Origin of the sequence: Bradyrhizobium sp. B025 (assembly GCF_042257955.1) — a bacterium.
Lineage (GTDB): Bacteria > Pseudomonadota > Alphaproteobacteria > Rhizobiales > Xanthobacteraceae > Bradyrhizobium > Bradyrhizobium diazoefficiens.
Genome location: NZ_CP170150.1, coordinates 7,395,166 through 7,415,625 on the forward strand (window position 1 = coordinate 7,395,166; position 20,460 = coordinate 7,415,625).

The 20,460-nt window shown below is 65.3% G+C and carries 22 protein-coding genes and 1 riboswitch; of the genes, 13 read left to right on the top strand and 9 right to left on the bottom strand.

Annotation, left to right across the window (positions count from 1 at the left end):
• Nucleotides 1-5: 5 nt before the first annotated feature.
• The 3 genes from pth to ACE10W_RS34945 all read right to left on the bottom strand — a co-directional run bounded on the left by pth (nucleotide 6) and on the right by ACE10W_RS34945 (nucleotide 1,897).
• On the bottom strand, nucleotides 6-611 hold the full coding sequence (gene pth, locus ACE10W_RS34935) for an aminoacyl-tRNA hydrolase (RefSeq protein WP_375762442.1): 606 nt from the start codon (nucleotides 609-611) through the stop codon (nucleotides 6-8).
• A gap of 62 nt (nucleotides 612-673) precedes the next feature.
• Nucleotides 674-1,390 carry a 50S ribosomal protein L25/general stress protein Ctc gene (locus ACE10W_RS34940; protein ID WP_011090175.1) on the bottom strand — a complete coding sequence of 239 codons (717 nt, stop codon included), beginning with the start codon at nucleotides 1,388-1,390 and terminating at the stop codon, nucleotides 674-676.
• Between the two features lie 255 nt (nucleotides 1,391-1,645).
• On the bottom strand, nucleotides 1,646-1,897 hold the full coding sequence (locus ACE10W_RS34945) for an accessory factor UbiK family protein (protein WP_011090176.1): 252 nt from the start codon (nucleotides 1,895-1,897) through the stop codon (nucleotides 1,646-1,648).
• A 167-nt stretch (nucleotides 1,898-2,064) separates the two neighbouring features.
• On the opposite strand from ACE10W_RS34945, the gene ACE10W_RS34950 reads away from it, so the two are divergent.
• The 8 genes from ACE10W_RS34950 to ACE10W_RS34985 all read left to right on the top strand — a co-directional run bounded on the left by ACE10W_RS34950 (nucleotide 2,065) and on the right by ACE10W_RS34985 (nucleotide 10,001).
• Nucleotides 2,065-2,796 carry a dienelactone hydrolase family protein gene (locus ACE10W_RS34950; RefSeq protein WP_304548430.1) on the top strand — a complete coding sequence of 244 codons (732 nt, stop codon included), beginning with the start codon at nucleotides 2,065-2,067 and terminating at the stop codon, nucleotides 2,794-2,796.
• Nucleotides 2,797-3,007: 211 nt separating this feature from the next.
• The gene (gene lgt, locus ACE10W_RS34955; RefSeq protein WP_038967285.1) at nucleotides 3,008-3,853 is read left to right on the top strand and encodes a prolipoprotein diacylglyceryl transferase; all 846 of its coding nucleotides are present in this window, start codon (nucleotides 3,008-3,010) and stop codon (nucleotides 3,851-3,853) included.
• Nucleotides 3,854-3,873: 20 nt separating this feature from the next.
• The gene (locus tag ACE10W_RS34960) at nucleotides 3,874-4,989 is read left to right on the top strand and encodes a class I SAM-dependent methyltransferase (RefSeq protein ID WP_011090179.1); all 1,116 of its coding nucleotides are present in this window, start codon (nucleotides 3,874-3,876) and stop codon (nucleotides 4,987-4,989) included.
• Nucleotides 4,989-5,756 carry a peptidoglycan editing factor PgeF gene (pgeF, locus tag ACE10W_RS34965; protein WP_304548431.1) on the top strand — a complete coding sequence of 256 codons (768 nt, stop codon included), beginning with the start codon at nucleotides 4,989-4,991 and terminating at the stop codon, nucleotides 5,754-5,756. The genes ACE10W_RS34960 and pgeF overlap by 1 nt, the downstream gene beginning before the upstream one ends.
• 185 nt (nucleotides 5,757-5,941) lie before the next feature.
• Nucleotides 5,942-6,568 carry a hypothetical protein gene (locus ACE10W_RS34970; protein WP_304548433.1) on the top strand — a complete coding sequence of 209 codons (627 nt, stop codon included), beginning with the start codon at nucleotides 5,942-5,944 and terminating at the stop codon, nucleotides 6,566-6,568.
• Nucleotides 6,569-6,763: 195 nt separating this feature from the next.
• The gene (locus ACE10W_RS34975; protein WP_304548438.1) at nucleotides 6,764-7,717 is read left to right on the top strand and encodes a ribose-phosphate pyrophosphokinase; all 954 of its coding nucleotides are present in this window, start codon (nucleotides 6,764-6,766) and stop codon (nucleotides 7,715-7,717) included.
• Nucleotides 7,718-7,941: 224 nt separating this feature from the next.
• Nucleotides 7,942-8,970, top strand: a complete 1,029-nt coding sequence (locus ACE10W_RS34980) for a putative zinc-binding metallopeptidase (RefSeq protein WP_304548439.1) — start codon at nucleotides 7,942-7,944, stop codon at nucleotides 8,968-8,970.
• Nucleotides 8,967-10,001, top strand: a complete 1,035-nt coding sequence (locus tag ACE10W_RS34985) for an ATP-grasp domain-containing protein (RefSeq protein ID WP_028174672.1) — start codon at nucleotides 8,967-8,969, stop codon at nucleotides 9,999-10,001. The genes ACE10W_RS34980 and ACE10W_RS34985 overlap by 4 nt, the downstream gene beginning before the upstream one ends.
• A gap of 91 nt (nucleotides 10,002-10,092) precedes the next feature.
• On the opposite strand, the gene ACE10W_RS34990 is transcribed toward ACE10W_RS34985, so the two are convergent.
• Entirely contained in the window at nucleotides 10,093-10,683 is a 591-nt protein-coding gene (locus tag ACE10W_RS34990) for a 6,7-dimethyl-8-ribityllumazine synthase (RefSeq protein ID WP_304548441.1), read from the bottom strand.
• A gap of 76 nt (nucleotides 10,684-10,759) precedes the next feature.
• Nucleotides 10,760-10,934, bottom strand: a riboswitch (FMN riboswitch).
• A 465-nt stretch (nucleotides 10,935-11,399) separates the two neighbouring features.
• On the opposite strand from ACE10W_RS34990, the gene ACE10W_RS34995 reads away from it, so the two are divergent.
• Together ACE10W_RS34995 and proC are read left to right on the top strand one after the other, a co-directional pair.
• Nucleotides 11,400-11,900, top strand: a complete 501-nt coding sequence (locus ACE10W_RS34995) for a YbjN domain-containing protein (RefSeq protein ID WP_028174670.1) — start codon at nucleotides 11,400-11,402, stop codon at nucleotides 11,898-11,900.
• A 151-nt stretch (nucleotides 11,901-12,051) separates the two neighbouring features.
• Nucleotides 12,052-12,924: a pyrroline-5-carboxylate reductase gene (proC, locus tag ACE10W_RS35000; RefSeq protein ID WP_304553905.1), complete on the top strand. Its 873-nt coding sequence runs from the start codon at nucleotides 12,052-12,054 to the stop codon at nucleotides 12,922-12,924.
• A gap of 98 nt (nucleotides 12,925-13,022) precedes the next feature.
• Here the strand turns inward: proC and ACE10W_RS35005 are convergent, their stop codons facing one another.
• The 5 genes from ACE10W_RS35005 to ACE10W_RS35025 form a co-directional block, all read right to left on the bottom strand.
• A complete protein-coding gene (locus ACE10W_RS35005) occupies nucleotides 13,023-13,427 on the bottom strand; it encodes a thioesterase family protein (RefSeq protein ID WP_011090189.1) in 405 nt (134 codons plus the stop codon).
• A gap of 113 nt (nucleotides 13,428-13,540) precedes the next feature.
• Nucleotides 13,541-13,744, bottom strand: coding sequence for a tautomerase family protein (locus tag ACE10W_RS35010; protein WP_008144861.1), 204 nt, complete (start codon nucleotides 13,742-13,744; stop codon nucleotides 13,541-13,543).
• A 118-nt stretch (nucleotides 13,745-13,862) separates the two neighbouring features.
• A complete protein-coding gene (gene hisS, locus ACE10W_RS35015) occupies nucleotides 13,863-15,383 on the bottom strand; it encodes a histidine--tRNA ligase (RefSeq protein ID WP_304548458.1) in 1,521 nt (506 codons plus the stop codon).
• Between the two features lie 190 nt (nucleotides 15,384-15,573).
• Nucleotides 15,574-16,098 (bottom strand): YegJ family protein, encoded by a 525-nt coding sequence (locus ACE10W_RS35020; RefSeq protein WP_011090192.1) that lies wholly within the window; start codon nucleotides 16,096-16,098, stop codon nucleotides 15,574-15,576.
• Between the two features lie 230 nt (nucleotides 16,099-16,328).
• Entirely contained in the window at nucleotides 16,329-17,411 is a 1,083-nt protein-coding gene (locus tag ACE10W_RS35025; protein ID WP_011090193.1) for a branched-chain amino acid aminotransferase, read from the bottom strand.
• Nucleotides 17,412-17,751: 340 nt separating this feature from the next.
• On the opposite strand from ACE10W_RS35025, the gene ACE10W_RS35030 reads away from it, so the two are divergent.
• The 3 genes from ACE10W_RS35030 to ACE10W_RS35040 are packed head-to-tail and all read left to right on the top strand — an operon-like array spanning nucleotide 17,752 to nucleotide 20,431.
• The gene (locus tag ACE10W_RS35030) at nucleotides 17,752-18,294 is read left to right on the top strand and encodes a MarR family winged helix-turn-helix transcriptional regulator (RefSeq protein ID WP_051000365.1); all 543 of its coding nucleotides are present in this window, start codon (nucleotides 17,752-17,754) and stop codon (nucleotides 18,292-18,294) included.
• A complete protein-coding gene (locus ACE10W_RS35035; protein ID WP_028174665.1) occupies nucleotides 18,291-19,022 on the top strand; it encodes a response regulator in 732 nt (243 codons plus the stop codon). Before ACE10W_RS35030 ends, ACE10W_RS35035 begins: the two co-directional genes overlap by 4 nt.
• 20 nt (nucleotides 19,023-19,042) lie before the next feature.
• The gene (locus ACE10W_RS35040; RefSeq protein ID WP_011090196.1) at nucleotides 19,043-20,431 is read left to right on the top strand and encodes an ATP-binding protein; all 1,389 of its coding nucleotides are present in this window, start codon (nucleotides 19,043-19,045) and stop codon (nucleotides 20,429-20,431) included.
• Nucleotides 20,432-20,460: the final 29 nt, after the last annotated feature.

The window sequence follows — 20,460 nt, forward strand, 5'->3', positions numbered from 1 at the left end:
GAGCGTTATTCCTTGCCGTTGTCGTCCTTGGTCAAAAACCCCTTCGCCTGCATGGCAAGATGCACCCTGTTGGCGAAGGTCGCGTCCGTGCCCTTGGCGATCAGCGCGGCGTGCTCGGCGACCGCGTCGCAGAGTGTCGCCACCCAGTCGTTGTCGGCCTTGGCGAAGTCCGACAGCACGTGGCCGTGCACCAGTTCCTTGACGCCGGGATGACCGATGCCGAGCCTGACACGACGGTAGTCGTTGCCGATATGCGCCGAGATCGAGCGCAGACCGTTGTGGCCGGCGATGCCGCCGGCGACCTTCACCCGCACCTTGCCCGGCGGCAGCTCGAGCTCGTCATGGAACACGGTGACGTCGCCAGGGGCGATCTTGAAGAAGCCTGCCGCCTCCTGAACGCTCCGGCCGGAATCGTTCATGTAGGTCGTCGGCTTGAGCAGGATCACGCGCTCAGTGCCGAGCGCGCCTTCCGAGGTCTCACCCTGAAACCTGCGGCGCCATGGCGAGAAACCATGACGCCGCGCGATCTCGTCGACGGCCATGAAGCCGATATTGTGCCGGTTACGTGCGTATTTCGCGCCGGGATTGCCGAGCCCAACAAAGAGTCGCATGACGCGGCGCGCCCCTCGCTCGGCGCGCGGGTCACAGGACCGCGCGCCAGCTCTTTGAGAGATTACTTCTTCTTGTCGCCGCCGGCGGGAGCCTTGGCAGCCGCTGCCGGAGCAGCAGCAGCCGGAGCAGCCGCACCAGCCGCAGGAGCTGCTGCAGCCGGAGCCGCGCCACCAGCAGCTGCCGCAGCAGCAGCCTTCTGCTCTTCGGCGTAGCCGGACGGCGGCACGATGGTGACGAGGGTCGCGTCCTCACGAGTCAGCGCCTTCACGCCGGCCGGCAGCTTGACGTCCGACAGATGCAGCGAGTGACCGATTTCGAGCGAGCCGACGTCGGCCTCGATGTACTGCGGGATGCTCTCGACGCCGCATTCGAGCTCGATCGCGTGGGCAACGATGTTGACGGTGCCGCCGCGCTTCACGCCCGGGGAGGCTTCCGACTTCACCACGTGCAAGGGAACGCTGATGCGGATGGTGGCGCCTTCGCCGAGCCGCATGAAGTCGACATGGATTGGGAAGTCCTTGACCGGATCGAGGTGATAGTCGCGCGGAATCACGCGGTGCTTCTTGCCCTCGAGGTCGATGTCGACCAGCGTGGTCAGGAACCGGCCGGCCAGGATGCGCTGGCGCAGTTCGCGATCTTCAATCGAGATCGTGACGGGGGGCTGGTTGTTGCCATAGATCACTCCGGGCACTCTGCCGGCGCGACGCTCAGCCCGGGCGGCCCCCTTGCCGCTCTTCGGACGTGCGGTCGCCTTCAATTCCTTGACGGTCGTCGCCATAACGTTAAGTCCTTGTTTTTGCAAAAGTTAATGGGCCGCAGCGCGGCCCATGGCATCGTCCACAGCAAGCCTCCAGGGGTGCGGGGGCCGCGAACGTGGCGGGCTTTTACCCGGAAGATGCGGAAATGACAAGAAGAATGGGCTGGCGGGCCGCGCCGGACTAGCCGTCATTCCGGGGCGGTCGCGACAGCGACCGAACCCGGAATCTCGAGGTTCCGGGTTCGATGCTGCGCATCGCCCCGGAACGACAAATACCTATCCCCCCAGCTTCGCCTCCAGCGCCGTGATGCGCGCCTTCAGGGCTTCGTTCTCCTCGCGCGCCAGGCGGGCCATGTCCTTGACCGCCTCGAACTCCTCGCGCTTGACGAGGTCCATGTCGCGCAGGAATTTTTCGGCCTGGGTCCGCATCACCGTGTCGAACTCGCGCTTGACGCCCTGAGCCGCACCGGCGGCGTCGTTCATCAGGCGGCCGATCTCGTCGAAAAACCGGTTGTTGGTCTGGGTCATGTCGGTCTCCTGGCGGCCTGCGATAAACTTTGCGCGAACTCTCGGAAAGACAATGGCAATCCGATCGGGCCGGATCAAGGGCCGATCGGCGGTATCCTTGTCATGCCCCGGTTTCCTTGCAATCGTATTCAACGTCCCGGCATAAGAAGAATCACAAGGCGCACGAGATGATCGACCAGCAGATCGCGATTCCCACCAAGGACGGCCACACCGCAACCTTCATCAGCCATCCCGAGCGTGGCGGGCCGTTTCCGGTCATCCTGTTCTACATGGATGCGCCGGCGATCCGCGAAGAGCTGCGCGACATGGCGCGCCGGCTCGCGACATCAGGCTATTACGTGATGCTGCCGAACCTCTATTACCGCTCCGGCGTGATGGAGCTGGGCGCACTGCCGGCCGACCCGAACGCACCGGAGCGCAAGCGCATGTTCGCGCTGATGAGCTCGCTCACCATTCCCATGATCATGGACGACACACGCGCGCTGCTCACTTACGCCGAGGGCCAGGCCGCCGCGAACACGAAGATTGTCGGCACCGTCGGCTACTGCATGAGCGGCCGCTACGCGGTCAACGCCGCCACGCATTTCCCCGATCGCGTCAAGGCCGCCGCCTCGGTCTACGGGGTGCAGCTCGCAACCGACCAGGACGACAGCCCGCATCTGGCCCCAGCCAAGACCAGGGCCGAGCTCTACTTCGCCTGCGCCGAGACCGATGTCTACGCGCCGCCGGAGATTATCGAAAAGGTCAAAGAGGGCATGAAAGGTGCCAAGGCCGAGGTCGAGATCTATCCCGGCACGCATCACGGCTTCGCCTTTCCAAAGCGCCCGGTCTATGACCGCGACGCCGCCGAGCGGCACTGGGAGCGTCTGCTGGCGCTCTATCGCCGCAATCTCGTGTGAGCAGCAGTATGATCGGCCTGTCCGCGAACTCGGTGCACCTCTCCCGCTTGCGGGGGAGGTCGGCGCGAAGCGCCGGGTGGGGGTTCTCTCCACACGGAGATTATCTCGATTGCGGAGACACCCCCTCCCCAACCCTCCCCCGCAAGCGGGAGAGGGGGCGCAGGTCCGTCGGGGCCGCAGCTTGCCCATCAAACTCTAGAAACAAGGCGTGATGCCCTTTCTTCTCATCGACTTTCCCGCCTTCAAGCCGATCGCGATCGAGATCGGTCCGTTTGCGATCCGCTGGTACGCGCTGGCCTATATCTGCGGCATCGTGTTCGGCTGGCTCTATGCGCGCTCGCTCCTGAAGAACGAGCGCTTGTGGGGCGGGCCGGCGCCGATCTCGCTGGTGCAGGTCGACGACTTCATCCTGTGGGTCACGCTCGGCATCATCCTCGGCGGCCGGACCGGCTACGTGCTGTTCTACAATCTGCCCTTCTTCATCGAGCACCCCGCCGCGATCTTCCGACTGTGGGAGGGCGGCATGTCGTTCCACGGCGGCTTCCTCGGCTGCGTCGTCGCGGTGATGTGGTTCGCCTACCGCAACGGGATCCCGATCCTGTCGCTCGGCGACATCACCACCGCGGTCGCGCCGGTCGGGCTGCTGCTCGGGCGCATCGCCAATTTCATCAACGGCGAATTGTGGGGCCGTGCCACCGATGCGAGCCTGCCCTGGGCGATGGTCTTCCCCAACGATCCCACCCAGCTGCCGCGCCATCCGAGCCAGCTCTATGAGGCCGGCATGGAGGGCATCCTGCTGTTCACGGTGCTTGCGATCATGATCCGCCTCGGCGCCCTGAAGCGGCCCGGAATGATCCTCGGCGCCTTCATCCTGATCTATGGTCTGACCCGGATCGCCGGCGAGCATTTCCGCGAGCCGGACGTCCAGCTCGGCTTCCTCTGGGGCGGATTAACCATGGGCATGCTGTTGTCGATCCCGATGCTTATTGTAGGTCTCATACTTATTGTATTGGCTATCAGGCGCGGTGCGCCGAGGCCGATCGAGGCCATTCGTTAATTCCTTTCGAGAAGAAGGCCGTGACCGAACAGCCGCTACTCAACGAGATCAAGGCGCTGATCAAATCCTCAGGCCCCATGCCGGTCTGGCGGTACATGGAACTGTGCCTGATGCATCCGCGCTATGGCTATTATGTCTCGCGCGATCCGCTCGGGCGTGAGGGCGACTTCACCACCGCGCCCGAGGTCAGCCAGATGTTCGGCGAGCTGCTGGGCCTGTGGACCGCCTCGGTGTGGAAGCAGATGGGCTCGCCGCAATCTTTGCGGCTGATCGAGCTCGGCCCCGGCCGCGGCACCATGATGGCGGATGCGCTGCGTGCGCTCCGCGTGCTGCCGCCGCTCTACCAGGCCCTTCAGATCCACCTGGTCGAGGTCAATCCCGTCCTGCGCGAACGGCAGAGTGCGACGCTGTCGGGCGCACGCAACGTCGCCTGGCACGACAGCATCGACGACGTGCCCGAAGGCCCGAGCATCATCCTCGCCAACGAATATTTCGACGTGCTGCCGATCCACCAGATGGTGAAGCGCGAGAACGGCTGGCACGAGCGCGTGATCGAGATCGATCCCAACGGCAAGCTTCAGTTCGGCGCGGCCTCCGAGCCGACGCCGCGCTTCGACGTGCTGCTGCCGCCCCTGGTGCGCGCCGCGCCGGTCGGCGCCGTGTTCGAATGGCGTCCCGACGGAGAGGTCATGAAGCTCGCCACGCGCGTGCGCGATCAGGACGGTGCGGCGCTGATCATCGACTACGGCCATTTGCGCAGCGATGCCGGCGACACCTTCCAGGCGATCGCGCGCCACACCTTCACTGATCCCTTGAAGGCGCCGGGCCAGGCCGACGTCACCGCCCATGTCGATTTCCAGGCACTGGCGCGCGCAGCCGAGGACGTCGGCGCCCGCGTGCACGGGCCGGTGACGCAGGGCGATTTCCTCAAGCGCGTCGGCATCGACACCCGCGCGGCCGCCTTGATGCAGAAGGCAACGCCCGAGGTCGCCACCGACATTTCGGTGGCGCTCAAGCGCCTGACCGACACCGGGCGCAGCGGCATGGGCTCGATGTTCAAGGTGCTCGGCATCTCCGAGCCGCGGCTAACTGGCCTTGCCGGCCTCAGCGATCTCGAACACGCTGGAGGGAACTGATGACCGTCGCTTCGTCACTGCTGTCGGCGGTGCCAGGGCTGCGCCATTCCTTCTTCACCCGTGAAGGCGGCGTCTCCGGCGGCATCTATTCGGCGCTGAACGGCGGGCTCGGCTCCAACGACGATCAGGCCCTCGTCGCCGAGAACCGCCGCCGCATGGCCGAGCATGTCGGCGTGGCGCCGGAACGTTTCCTCAGCCTGCACCAGATCCATTCGCCCGACGTGCTCATTGCCGAGACGCCGTGGCCGAGCGGGCCGCGGCCGAAGGGCGACGCGCTGGTCACCAGGACGCCCGGCATCGCGCTCGGCGTCTCCACTGCCGATTGCGGGCCGGTGCTGTTCGTCGATCCCAGTGCGCGCGTGATCGGCGGTGCCCATGCCGGCTGGAAGGGCGCGCTCACAGGCGTGCTGGAGTCCACGATTCTAGCGATGGAAAAGCTCGGCGCCACGCGCGGCGGCATCATCGCCGCGATCGGCCCGCTGATCCGGCAGGAGAGCTACGAGGTCGGCAACGAGTTCGTGGCACGCTTCATCGAGGCGGACGCGGACAACGCGATGTTCTTCATCCCGTCGGTGCGCGAGGGCCACGCGATGTTCGACCTCGCCGGCTTCATCCGGACGCGGCTGGAGGCCGCCGGCATCCTGATGATCGACGACCTCGGCCTCGACACCTATGCCGACGAGCGCTTCTTCAGCTATCGCCGCTCGGTGCATCGCAAGGAGCCGGATTACGGCCGCCACGTCCACGCGATCGCGCTCGAGGGGTGAACACACAGGCAACACGCCGTCATTCCGGGGCTCGCGAAGCGAGAACCCGGAATCATCGTGCAGCAATTTATGCGGAGAAATGGATTCCGGGTTCGCGCCAAGTGGGCGCGCCCCGGAATGACAGTGGGATGTGTCACCCCTGCCCTAGACGTTAATGCGTTTTAACGATATCGCTGCCCTCCATAATGAGGGACGCGTCATTCATCCTGGGCCGCGCGGGTTCGCGCGTGCTGGCGGTCATGCTGCTGGCAGCGGCGACCGCGCTTGGCGGTTGCGCCGGCGGCGGCGGTGCCGCCAACTCCTATGCGATGGCGCCGAGCGCCGGCAGTGGAGCGACGGTGGCGTTCGAATCCATCGACGGGCCGCCGCCACAGGTGTTCGACCGCATGGTCGGCGTGCTCGACAGCGAATCCAAGCTGCGCAGCCTGTCCGTGGTCTCCCGCGAGGGGACGGCTGCCTATCGCGTGCGCAGCTACCTCTCCGCCCAGATCGTGCGCGGCAGGACCGTGATCGCCTGGGTCTGGGACGTCTACGACGCCAACCAGCAGCGGGCGCTGCGCCTCTCCGGCGAGGAACCCACCTCGGCCAAGGGTGGCCGCGATGCGACGCGCGATCCTTGGAGCGCCGCCGACGACCTGGTGCTGCGGAAGATCGCCCAGGCCGGATTCAGCGGACTTTCCAACATGATCAACGGCACGCCGGAGGCACCGGGCGCTGCTCCGGGCCTGCGGGGACCTGCGGTGGCAAGCGTCACCCCGGAGGCTCCGGCACCGGAGATGCCGGCCTCGGCGCTCGACTACGCCGAGCGATAACCCCCGCTAAACCACGGCCTCAAGTTGCGGCCAAACCGTTGGCCCGACTCAGGATTTTCAAAGGGAAAACGTAGCATCCCGGGTTGCCATTGCAGCCCCCGGCCTGATATTTCCTCGCCCGTCGTAACCGTGCTTTCCAGTGGGTATTCCCAGATGTTGAACGTCCTATCCAGCAAAGCGCGGGAGGAAGCGTCCATGTCGGCCAAGAACGGCTCCATCAAGCTTGTCGCCGGCAACTCCAATCCGGCTCTCGCCCAGGCCATCGCGCAGGGCCTCGACCTGCCGCTGACCAAGGCGGTGGTCCGGCGCTTCGCCGACATGGAGATCTTCGTCGAGATCCAGGAGAACGTCCGCGGCTCGGATGCCTTCATCATCCAGTCGACCTCGTTCCCGGCGAACGACCATCTGATGGAGCTCCTGATCATCACCGACGCGCTGCGCCGCTCCTCGGCGCGCCGCATCACCGCGGTGCTGCCCTATTTCGGCTACGCCCGGCAGGACCGCAAATCGGGCTCGCGCACGCCGATCTCGGCCAAGCTCGTCGCCAACCTGATCACGCAGGCCGGCGTCGACCGCGTCATGACGCTCGACCTGCATGCCGGCCAGATCCAGGGCTTCTTCGACATCCCGACCGACAATCTCTACGCGGCACCGCTGATGGTGCGCGACATCAAGGACAAGTTCGACCTGTCCAAGACGATGGTGATCTCGCCCGACGTCGGCGGCGTGGCCCGCGCGCGCGGCCTCGCCAAGCGCATCAACACCCCGCTCGCCATCGTCGACAAGCGCCGCGAGCGGCCGGGTGAATCCGAGGTCATGAACGTAATCGGCGACGTCGCCGGCTACACCTGTATCCTGGTCGACGACATCGTGGACTCCGGCGGCACGCTGGTGAACGCGGCCGACGCGCTGATCGCCAAGGGCGCCAAGGACGTCTACGCCTACATCACGCACGGCGTGCTCTCCGGCGGCGCGGCCGCCCGTATCACGAACTCCAAGCTGAAGGAGCTCGTGATCACCGACTCGATCCTGCCGACGGACGCGGTGAGCAAGGCGCCGAACATCCGCACGCTCCCGATCGCCAGCCTGATCTCGGACGCGATCGCGCGCACCGCCGCGGAAGAGTCGGTGTCGAGCCTATTCGATTAATTCATCTACGCCGTCACGATCGCAAGGTGGGCAAAGGCGCGGCGCGCCGTGCCCACCTTTTTTGTTGCCATGCCTTTTATTGCCATGACGGTCACGGGCACGCTTCGCCCCACCCTGCCAGCTCGTGCTCCGACTGCACCGCAGCACAAGCCCCACGGGTTGTTGCCAATCGCGGCCCATGACATCATCCGGACGCCGAGTCATCTCTGCCCTCTGGATGCCTGATGCCACGCCGGAAATTTGCCTGGGAGAAGCTGTCGGACGACGAATTGCTCGCGCAACGTCTCTCTAGCCTGAGGGTTACGGTCGAAGGCACCTGGCTCGAGGATTGCGTCGGCACGCTCCACGAGGAGCTCGAAGAGCGGGGCATCCGGCTGCGGCCGCACACATGGATCTCGAGCGAATGGTTCAGTCCGGGCGATGTACCCGGCATCGCAATCCCCTTCTATCTCGCCCATCCCCGCCTGATGAAGCTCGAGAAGAAGATGATGTTCGACGTCGAGGGCGGAACCTGGCGCGAGTGTATGGCCATCCTCCGTCACGAGGCGGGCCATGCCATCCAGCACGGCTATCAGCTGCAGCGCCGCCGGCGCTGGCAGCAGCTGTTCGGTCCGTCGTCGAAGCACTATCCGCGCTACTACCGGCCCAATCCGGCGAGCCGGCGCTACGTCCAGCATCTCCGGCTCTGGTACGCGCAGAGCCATCCTGACGAGGATTTCGCCGAAACTTTTGCGGTGTGGCTGCGGCCGCGTTCGAACTGGCGGACACGATATGCCGGCTGGCCGGCACTGAAGAAGCTCGAATATGTCGACGAGCTGATGGGCGAGATTGCGGGAAAGCGGCCGCTGATCACGACACGAGAGCGTGTCGACCCGTTGAGCAAGCTCGGCCAGACGCTCGAAGACCACTACAAGAAGAAGCAGGCGTTCTACGCCTTCACGCCGCCGAAGACCTACGACCGCGACCTCTCGAGGCTATTTTCCGCCGATCCACGGCATCACCGCTCAAAACCGGCTTCGAGCCTGATCAGACGGCACCGCGCCCAGATCAGGCAATTGGTCGCGCGATGGACGGGCGAGAACCAGCTCACGCTCGATGCCGTGCTTGACGACATGATCTCCCGCTGCCGCGAGCTCGATCTGCGCGCGGTCGGCCCCGAACAGAAGCTCGTTCTCGATTTCACCGTCCTCGTGACCGCCAAGACGATGCACGCGCTGTTTGGCCCGTCTCGGCGCAAATGGATCGCGCTATGAGACGCTTGCGTATTCTGGTCCTGATGCATCCGGATTTCATGCCTCCGGATTCAAGCGACGGATACACCGCGCAGGAAATCAACGCGTGGAAAACGGAATACGACGTGGTGAGCACCTTGCGCGCGGCCGGCCACGAGGTTCGCGCCCTCGGCGCGCAGGACGAAATCAAGCCGGTGCGCGAGGCGATCGAGGAGTTCAAGCCGCACGTGGTTTTCACGTTGCTGGAGGAATTCCACAACAACGTCGCCTACGACCAGCACATCGCCAGCTATCTCGAGCTGATGAAGGTCCCTTATACCGGGTGCAATCCGCGCGGCCTGATCCTGGCGCGCGGCAAGGATTTGTCCAAGACGCTGGTGCATCACCGCCGGATCGCGGCGCCGGCCTTCGCCGTCTTCCCGATGCGCCGCAAGGTGAAACGCCCGACGCGCCTTGCGCTGCCGCTGATCGTCAAGAGCCTGAACATGGACGGGTCCTTCGGCATCTCGCAGGCATCGATCGTCGATACCGACGAGAAGCTCGCGGAACGGGTCGCCTTCATCCACGAGCGGGTCGAATCCGCCGCGATCGCCGAGCAGTTCATCGAGGGGCGCGAGCTTTACGTCGGCGTGCTCGGCAACAACCGGCTGCGCGTCCTGCCGATCTGGGAACTGAAATTCGGCAGCATGGGCGGGCGCAGGTCACGGCACATCGCCACGGAGAAAGCCAAGCACGACACCGACTATCAGGAGAAGGTCGGCATCGTCGACGGGCCGGCGAAGGACCTCGCGCCCGAAGTCACCGCGCGCATCCAGCGCGCCGCGAAACGCATCTACCGAGCGCTTGGCCTCGACGGCTACGCGCGTATCGATTTTCGTCTCGCCGCCGACGGCACGCCGTATTTCATCGAGGCCAATCCCAACCCCGAGATCGCCAAGAGCCAGGAGTTCGCCACGGCGGCTCAACATGCCGGGCTCAAATATCCGGATCTCCTGCAGCGCATCCTGGCTCTCGGAATAAGCCGGGCCAAGGCGGGGGTGTCGCTGGGGTGATGCAAGATGGCAGCGATCATAGAGTAACCCCTCATCCTTCGAGACGCGCTACGCGCTCCCTGGGATGAGGGGTGATGGTCGTTGCGTTGGGTTAGGCAATTCCCGCCGCGACCTGGCCGCGCAAACGCTCCAGGCCTAGCAGCGTGTTGGCGCAGGCTTCCGCGACCTCGACGCCCTTGATCGCAAAATGCCTGCGGAAGAAATCGTAGTGCACTTCGGTCTCGTGGAATTGCTGCGGCGTCAGCACCGCCGAGAACACCGGCACCTCGGTGCGCAGCTGCACGTCCATCAGCGCCTTGATCACGGTGTCGGCGACGAACTCGTGGCGATAGATGCCACCGTCGACGACGAGGCCGGCCGCGACGATCGCGGTGTAGCGCCGCGTCTTGGCGAGGATCTGCGCGTGCAGCGGGATCTCGAACGAGCCCGGCACCTCGAATACGTCGACATGGGTGAGGTGGCGCGCCTCGGCCTCCTTCATGAAGGCGATGCGGGCCTCCTCGACCACGTCGCGGTGCCAGCAGGCCTGCACGAAGGCCACCCGCTGCGGCTTTGCAAAACGCGGATGCTCGATTGCCGGCGGGTCCACGGGAACCGGCGGCTGGGTCGTCTCGGCAGTTTCGGCTTGGGAAGTTTGGACTTGGGAAGTTTGGACTTGGGGATCTTGCAACATCTGATTCATGGCTTTCCTCAGTTAAGGACCAGAATCAGGGCACACGGAACGACAAACAGCCGCACCTTGCGATGCGTCTGCCACCGACCGTTCTCTTTCATCCGGACTTTAACCGTCGGCTTCGGAGTTGCACCGAATCTGCTGACCCTTCCCTCCGAGGGGTCCCCGAGGGAATCCCTATCAAGGAGAAGGCGCTCGCGGGCTTAGGCCTTTCGGCCCTTACCGCCGGTGGGGACTTTCACCCCGCCCTGAGAACTTATCCACCCGATATGGGTGGACTATTTCGAATTATGACGAACAGGGAGGCGGCCAGCAAGAACCTTCCTTATGGGTACTACGCATGTGCCTATGACGTCAGGGCGAAACTCTGCGAAAATCCTGCGGGGCAGAAGGTCGAACAGGGCGGGACCGATCCGGACCCGCAAGGAGGGCACCGGCACATGGAACGCAGCAGGCGCCGGCCGATCCGATTCCGGTTTGTTCTCCTCCGTTAAGAATTGTGGCGGAGATGAGCTGTGGACGAACGAGTCCTGACTTGTGGACGGACTCGGCAGCCAGTTGCGCAGATTCCGCAAATCACATCAGTTGATCCGCGACAAGCCCGCGCTGATCCCGGGATCGCGAGAGCGACGCCAAGGGGATCGCCTTAGCAACATTAAGGGAGCGCGCGCCGGACCAACCGCGTGCGTATCAAAGACAACAAGAAGGCAAGAGGTCGAGACGGCATGTCCCTGCTCGAAGGCGCTATCGATTCCAGAAATCACCCGCTCGCGGTGGTCGAGGATATCGCTGCCAGCAACAACTGGCCGTTCGAACGCTCCGGCGAAGACGAACTCACGATTGTCTCGAAGGGACAATGGACCGACTACCAGCTCTCCTTCACCTGGATGGGCGGGATCGAGGCGCTGCATCTGGCCTGCGCGTTCGACATGAAGATTCCGGTCGCGCGGCGGAGCGAAGTGCAGCGGCTCGTCGCCGCCGTCAACGAGCAGTTGTGGGTCGGCCATTTCGACCTGTGGACCAACACCGGCATGGTCATGCACCGCCAGGCCCTGGTGCTGCCGGGCGGGCTTACCGCCTCGACCGCGCAATGCGAAGCCATGCTCGCCGGCGCCATCCACGCCTGCGAGCGCTACTTCCCGGCGTTCCAGTTCGTGGTGTGGGCGGGCAAGACCACGACGGAAGCGATGGACGCGGCGATGTTCGACACGGTGGGAGAGGCGTAGGGCCTCTCGTGACGTAACGCCGCTCCCTCCCCACGTCATCCCGGACAAGCGCGCCCAAAGCGCGCGCAGATCCGGGATCCATACCGCGTGATTTCGTTTGTGGCACGCGGCTTGTTGCCAACAGCTGCATCCACTAGAAACATTCGTGGTTATGGGTCCCGGCCTTCGCCGGGACGACACCGAATTTGTGGTGACCACAGTGGCGAACAGCACTCTTCAAAACATCACAGGCACCATCCTTCTCGCCGGCGCCGGCAAGATGGGCGGCGCGATGCTGACCGGATGGCTGGCGGGCGGACTCGATCCGCGCCGCGTCGCGGTGGTCGACCCCCACATCGCACCTGAGATCAGCGCGCTTGCCGCCAAGGGCGTGGCGCTCAATCCCGATGCGAAGGCGGCAGGCCAAGTCGAGACGATGGTCGTCGCGGTGAAGCCGCAGATGTTCCGCGAGGCCGGCGCGAAGCTGAAGTCCTTCGTCTCGGAGAAGACCTCCGTGGTCTCGATCATGGCGGGAACTACGATCGCCTCGCTTCAGGAGGTCTGCGGCGGCGCTGTCGTGCGCGCGATGCCGAACACGCCGGCCGCGATCGGCCGCGGCATCACGGTGGCGGTTGCGGCGAACAACGTCAGCACCGCGCAGCGCGCGGTGGCCGATGCGCTGCTGCGCGCCACCGGCTCGGTCGAATGGGTCGAGGATGAGAGCCTGATGGATGCGGTGACCGCGGTGTCCGGCTCGGGGCCGGCCTACGTGTTCCTGCTCGCCGAGGAACTTGCGCGCGCCGGTGTCGAAGCGGGATTGCCCGAGGCGCTGGCGACGAAGCTCGCGCGCGAAACGGTGGCAGGCTCGGGCGAGCTGCTGCATCAATCCGAGCTGCCCTCCGGCACGCTGCGCCAGAACGTCACCTCGCCCGGCGGCACCACGGCCGCAGCGCTCGGCGTGCTGATGGGCGAGCCCGGCCTGCGCGACCTGATGATCCGTGCAATCGCAGCGGCGACGCAGCGGTCGAAGGAATTGGCGAAGTAGCAAGATGCCGTAGGGTGGGCAAAGCGAAGCGTGCCCACCACATCTCTGTCTCGCACGCTGAGCAATGGTGGGCACGGCGCTCCGCGCCTTTGCCCACCCTACGATTTCGAGCCTGCCCCGAGCCGCTTGTTGAACATCTCGACATTGACAAGGCCGCGCGCGTGGCGGCCCTCGCCGAGCTTGCGCGTGCCCTCGAACGCCTCGACTTCGAAACGGATGACGCGGCGCTCGACCGCGACCACCTTCGCGGTGGTCCGCACCGTCGCGCCGACCAGGGCGGCTGCGAGATGGCGGATGTCGACCTCGGTGCCGACCGTGACCCAGCCCGGCTGAAGCGCAGGGCGGATCGCATCGCCCGACGTCATCTCCATCTCGAGGATCATCATCGGCGTCGCATAGACAAAAGGCATGCCCGGCACGAAGTGCCCGACCGTGCGCTCCACTGGGACCACCAGCGTGCGCTCCGCGCTCATGCCTGTCGTGATGAAGTCGCGTGCGTCCATGGTGCTTGCTCGTCATTCCGGGGCGAGCGAAGCGCGAACCCGGAATCCAGAAGTTTGTGGCTCGAGATTCCGGGTTCAGCCCTGACGGGCTGCCCCGGAATGACGCTAACGCGTCACTTCTTCGCAGCCGCCGCGCGCTCCACGAACGTCTTGCCGCCCTTCATCTTGTGGCGGAGCGGGGCTTCGTTGATCTGGATGACGACGGCATCGGCGTCGACGCCGAGATTCTTCACCAGTGCCTGCGTGATGTCACGCATCATGCCGGCCTTCTGTTCATCGGTGCGGCCTTCGGCCATGCTGACGGTGATCTCAGGCATCGTTTTCTCCCTGCTGCTGTCGTCATGATCGGGCTTGTCCCGATCATTCAAAGTCGTGTGCATCAAACAGGACGTGGATGCCCGGGACAAGCCCGGGCATCAGGCGATGCGCGAATAGCTAGCCCCAGCTCACGTCATGGCGCGCCAGCACCTCGCGCACCTTTGCGACGAGATCGGCTTCGCTGCACGAGAACTGCGCCGGGCGGGTCTCGCGCCATTCCTGGTTGGAAGCAATCGCAGCGGCCGCTTTCGCGCCTTCGATCAGGTCCTTGATCTGCAGCTCGCCGCGCGCCTTTTCGTCCGAGCCCTGGATGATGACGCAAGGGCTGTTGCGGCGGTCGGCATATTTGAGCTGGTTGCCCATGTTCTTGGGATTGCCGAGATAGAGCTCGGCGCGGATGCCGGCGGTGCGCAGGCTTGCCACCATCTTCTGGTAGTCGGCGACGCGGTCGCGGTCGAACACGGTGACGACGACGGGACCGAACTCGGGCCGCGTGTCGAGCTTGCCGAGCAGCGTCAGCGCGGCCTGAAGCCGCGAGACGCCGATCGAGAATCCGGTCGCCGGCACCGGCTCGCCGCGGAAGCGCGAGACGAGGCCGTCGTAGCGGCCACCGCCGCCGACGGAGCCGAAGCGTACCGGGCGGCCCTTTTCGTCCTTGGTGTCGAGCAGGAGTTCGACCTCGTAGACGGGGCCGGTGTAGTATTCGAGGCCGCGCACGACGGAGGGGTCGATCTTGATACGGTCCGCACCGTAACCCGACGCCATGACCAGCTTGGCGATCTCTTCCAGCTCGCTCACGCCGGCCTGACCGACTTCGCTCTTGGCGAGGTAAGTTTCCGCCGCGGCAATGGCTTCTTTCCAATCGTCGCGCGGTTTGGTGATGGCCAGAACAACCTCGGCCTCCGCCGCGCTCAAATTGGCGCCTTTCGTGAAGTCGCCCTTGCCCTCTTCGCCACCATCCCACCTGCCGGGACCGAGCAATTTACGCACCTCATCGGCGGGAAACTTGTCGAGCTTGTCGATTGCGCGCAGCACAGTCAGCCGGCGTGCGGCATTCTCGTCGCCGGCAAGTCCAATGGCTTCCAGAACACCGTCGAGCACTTTTCGGTTGTTCACCTTCACCACGTACTGGCCGCGCTGAACGCCAAGCGCCTCCATCGTGTCCGCGGCCATCATGCAGATCTCGGCATCCGCCGCCGGCGTTGCCGAGCCGACCGTGTCGGCATCGAACTGCATGAACTGGCGGAAGCGGCCGGGGCCGGGCTTCTCGTTGCGGAAGACGTAGCCGACGCGGTAGCTGCGGTAGGGCAAGACCAGACCGTCCGTCCCGTAGCGCTCGCCGACATAGCGGGCGAGCGGCGCGGTCAGATCGTAACGCAAGCTAATCCACTGCTCGTCGTCGTCCTGGAACGAGAACACGCCCTCGTTCGGGCGGTCCTGGTCGGGCAGGAACTTGCCGAGCGCGTCGGTGTATTCCATCGCCGGCGTCTCCACCGGCTCGAAGCCGTAGAGCTCGTAGACGGCGCGGATCTTCTCGACCATCTCGCGCGTCGCCCGGATCGCGGCGGGATCGCGATCCTCGAGCCCGCGCGGCAGGCGCGCCTTCAGTTTCTGGGGTTTTTTGGGTTTTTCGGCCATGCGCGGCGTTTACCAGCCGACGCGCGAGGCGGCAACCGGGGCGGCAAGCCGGGGGGCCCCAAGTCCACCCGCCTCGGCGTCATTCCGGGGCGATGCGCAGCATCGAGCCCGGAATCTCGAGATTCCCCGGTGCGCAACTGCGCACCTCGGGTCTGGTCCTTCGGACCATCCCGGAATGACGACTGCTTCCCTACGGCTGCTCCATGCGCGCCCGGAGGGCGTCCGCATCCGCCTTCGGCAGCGACTTCAGCGTCGGCTTGATGGTTTCGCCGCCGACGATCTTGCCGTTGCGCATGAACATCCAGTCCGAGATGTCGGCTTCGCTGAATGTGACCTTGTCGCCTGCCCGCTTGCCGGGCAGATCACGCGGTTCGTTGGCGAACACGCCCGAATAGGCCCCGTTCGGCAGTTTCTTCACCTCGGCGATCCAGATGTGCTCGCCGCCTTTGCGGGTGAAAAAGCGCACTTTCAGGGCGTGCCCGGTTTCCGACGGCTTGGGCGCCTCATAGGACGCCCAGAAAGTCGGGAGGGTGCCGCGGGCGCGTGCGATCGCGGTGTTCATCTCGGGGTCGGTGGTGCGCACATCGACAACGGGCGAGCGGTCTTCGGCTGCGACCTCCGGCTTGGGGCCGATGGTCAGGATGCCGAAGACGGTGATGCCGGTGATTGCGGCGAGGACGACCCATTTCAGGGGCTGGGAAAGCGTGGATGCCATGATCGCGATGTCCGGATGCGTCAATATCTCCGGGCTTTGTCGCGGGATCGTGGCGGGGCGTTCATGATGTCCGCTCTTCGCCTCTCCCCGCTTGCGGGGAGAGGCCGGAATGCGCGCAGAACGCGCGGATTCCGGGTGAGGGGACTCTCCGCGAGTCCAACTGCCAGCGTCCCCGTGGAGACTCCCCCTCACCCCGACCCTCTCCCCGCAAGCGGGGAGAGGGAGAAAAATCAAAACACCTTGCGGATCCAGTTGTGGGGATCGTTGGTGCGGCCGTACTGGATGTCGACGAGCTGCTTGCGCAGGCCCATGGCGACCGGGCCGGCGACGCCGCCGCTGATCTCGAAATCGCCGCTCACCGAGCGCACCTTGCCGATCGGCGAGATCACCGCCGCGGTGCCGCAGGCGAAGGCTTCCTTCAGCTTGCCGCTGGCCGCATCCTTGCGCCACTGGTCGAGCGAGTACGGCTCCTCGCGCACCGTCTTGCCGGCATCCTTCGCCAGCGCGATGATGGAGTCGCGGGTGATGCCGGGCAGGATCGTGCCGAGCGGCGGCGTCGACAACGAGCCGTCCTCGAACACGAAGAAGATGTTCATGCCGCCGAGCTCCTCGACGTAGCGGCGCTCGATCGCATCGAGGAAGACCACCTGATCGCAGCCGTGCTGAATGGCTTCCGCCTGCGCACGCAGACTCGCGGCGTAATTGCCACCGCACTTGACGGCGCCGGTGCCGCCGACCGCGGCGCGCGTGTAGTTCTCCGAGACCCAGATCGACACCGGCGCAGGCCCGCCCTTGAAATAGGAGCCGACCGGTGAGGCGATCACCGCGAAGATGTATTCGGACGACGGCTTGACGCCGAGGAAGGTCTCGCTCGCGATCATGAAGGGGCGCAGGTAAAGGCTGCCCTCGCCGCCCGGCATCCAGGCGCGATCGATGCGCACGACCTGCTCGACCGCCTCGATGAAGACGTCTTCGGGCAGCTGCGCCATCGCCATGCGATCGGCCGAGTCCCTGAAACGCCGCGCATTGGCGTCGGGGCGGAACAGGTTCACGCCGCCGTCGTCGCGCTTGTAGGCCTTGAGGCCCTCGAAAATTTCCTGGGCGTAGTGCAGGACGGCGCCGGCCGGATCGAGCTGGAAGTTGGCGCGCGCCTCGATGCGCGCCTCGTACCAGCCGCCCTTGGCCTGGTTGTAACGGACGATCGCCATGTGGTCGGTGAAGACCCGCCCGAAGCCGGGGTCCACCAGCTTGGCGACGCGGTCCTTTTCTGGAGTAGGATTGGATGCGGGCTGGATGTCGAATTTCATGCTCATGTCCTTGGCTCCCGCTGCCGGTAGCGGCGCTGTTCTGGCGCCCGCCTGCCCTGTTTCGGGTCCGGCTGGCTTGATTAGAGTTGTGGCCGGGCCACCGCCAGCCTTGTTACGGCCGGTTTCCGTGGCCAGCATGTCGCCGAGGACATGCTTTTGCGGAAGGCGGAAGTCCAGTATGTTTTGTCGAAATGCCGCTCGACAATCGCACGGTAGATCTGATCCGGCCGTCGCTGCCTGTCCGACTCTCTCCGGCCGCCTCAGCTTCGATGCCACCCGACGCGAAACGATCTAAAATTTCGTGCGGGCTGATCGTTTTGTAACATTGAACCCAAGATACGTCAATATGCCTGACATAAATTTCGCGACTCCCCCTCAAGACGCTGCCGAGCCCCGGCCGGCGGCAGGCGATGGAGGCAATTTGCGCTGGGATATCATCGAGCTGCTGTTCTTCGCCTATCGCGACTTCGTCGGCGATCCCGACCAGGAGCTGGAGGCGTTCGGCTTCGGCCGGGCCCATCACCGCGTCATGCACTTCGTCTACCGCTATCCCGGGCTCAAGGTCGCCGATCTCCTCGACGTCCTGCGCATTACAAAACAGTCGCTCGGCCGGGTGCTCAAGCAGCTCCTGGACGAGGGCTATATCGTGCAGAAGACCGGCGACAATGACCGCCGCCAGCGCCTGCTCTACGCAACGCCGAAGGGCGAGGCGCTGGTGCAGAAGCTCGCCGGGCTCCAGACCACGCGGATCACCAAGGCGCTCGCCGAGATGGCGCCGCAGGATGCGGAGACCGTCAAGCGCTTCCTGCGCGCGATGATCGACCGCGACGATCCGGACAAGGTGCTGGAGACGATCTTCGCCTCCGTCAATCAAGACGCAAAGGAGTGACCGTGCCACTCGCTGCCACGCTCGCCCGTCCGCCGGTGCAACCGGCCGACGACGCCCCGCATCTCCTGCTGGTCGACGACGACCGCCGCATCCGCGATCTGCTGTCGCGCTTCCTCGCCGGCGAAGGCTATCGCGTCTCGACCGCGGCGAGCGCCAGCGATGCGCGTTCGAAGCTCATGGGCCTGCATTTCGACCTCCTGATCCTCGACGTCATGATGCCTGGCGAGACCGGCTTCGACCTCGCCCGCTTCATCCGGACGTCCTCCTCGGTGCCGATCGTGATGCTGACGGCGCGCCACGAAGCGGAAGCCCGCATCGAAGGCCTTCAGATCGGCGCCGACGACTACGTGGCAAAGCCGTTCGAGCCACGCGAGCTCGCGCTGCGCATCAACAACATCCTCAAGCGCGCCGCCCCGCCGCCGCAGGCAGCGGTGGTGGAGAAGATCGCGTTCGGCCCCTACGTCTACCATCTCGATCGCGGCGAATTGCGCCAGGGCGAAGAGGTCATTCACCTCACCGACCGCGAGCGCGAGATGCTGCGGATTCTCTCTGAGACGCCGGGCGAGACCGTGCCGCGCAGCGCACTGACCGGCAATGGCAGCGTCAACGAGCGCGCCGTCGACGTGCAGATCAACCGCCTCAGGCGCAAGATCGAGACCGATCCCGCCAATCCGCTGTTCCTCCAGGCGGTGCGCGGCATCGGCTATCGCCTGGTGGCCTCGCCTTAAACCGCAGTGAAACGCGACCGATGAGCACGATCGATACCGGCCTGACGCTGCTGAAGAGCGCCGCCGGCCGCGTCTCCGCCGCCAATGGCTGGATGGGCAATGCGTTCAAGGGCTGGATGCCGACCGGCCTCTATGCCCGCGCGCTCCTCATCATGATCGTGCCGATGGTGATCCTGCAATCGGTCGTCGCCTTCGTGTTCATGGAGCGGCACTGGAACACGGTGACGCGCCGCCTGTCGGCCGCAGTGGTGCAGGACATCGCCGCGCTGATCGACATCTACAAGGGCTATCCGCAGGACAAGGACCGCGACCAGATCCGCCGCATCGCGCAGCAACGCCTCGGACTCGTGGTCGACTTCCTGCCCGCCGGCGACATGCCGCCGCCAGGACCAAAGCCGTTCTTCTCGCTGCTCGACCAGACGCTGTCGGTGCAGCTCGGCCGCCAGATCGGGCGCTCGTTCTGGATCGACACGGTCGGCCGCTCCAACCTCGTCGAGATCCGCATCCAGCTCGACGACGCCGTGATGCGCGTGTTCGCGCAGCGCAGTGCCGCTTACGCTTCGAACTCGGAGATCTTCCTGTTCTGGATGGTCGGCACGTCCTCGATCCTCTTGATCGTCGCAGTGCTGTTCCTGCGCAACCAGATCAAGCCGATCCTGCGCCTTGCCGATGCCGCCGAAAGCTTCGGCAAGGGCCGCGAGGCGCCGAACTTCAGGCCGCGCGGCGCGCGCGAAGTGCGGCGCGCGGCGGTCGCCTTCCTCGAGATGAAATCGCGCATCGAGCGCACGATGGAGCAGCGCACCGCGATGCTGGCCGGCGTCAGCCACGACCTGCGCACCATCCTGACCCGTTTCAAGCTCGAGCTGGCGCTGATCGGCGACAGCCCGGAGCTCGAAGGCATGCGCAAGGACGTCGACGAGATGTCGATGATGCTGGAGGACTACCTTGCGTTTGCCCGTGGCGATTCCGGCGAGCAGTCGCAGCCGACCGACATGGCGCAGGCGCTCGAGGAGCTGCGCAGCGATGCCGAACGCCACGGCCACGCTGCAACCGTCGCATTCAACGGATTGCCGGTGGTGACGGTGAAGCCGGCCTCGTTCAAGCGCTGCCTCGCCAACCTCGTCACCAATGCGGCGCGCTACGGCAAGAGCATCGCCATCACCGGCCAGCGCGATCACCGTTATCTGACCGTCACGGTCGACGACGACGGCCCGGGCATCCCCGCGCATCTGCGCGAAGAGGTGTTCAAGCCGTTCCTGCGGCTGGACAACGCCCGCAACCAGGACGAAGGCGGCACGGGCCTTGGCCTCGCCATCGCCCGCGACATCGCCCGCTCGCATGGCGGCGACATCACGCTGGGCGATAGCCCGATGGGCGGATTAAGGGCGAGCGTGCGGATACCGGTGTAACTGCCGTAGCCCGGATTTCGCTACGCTCC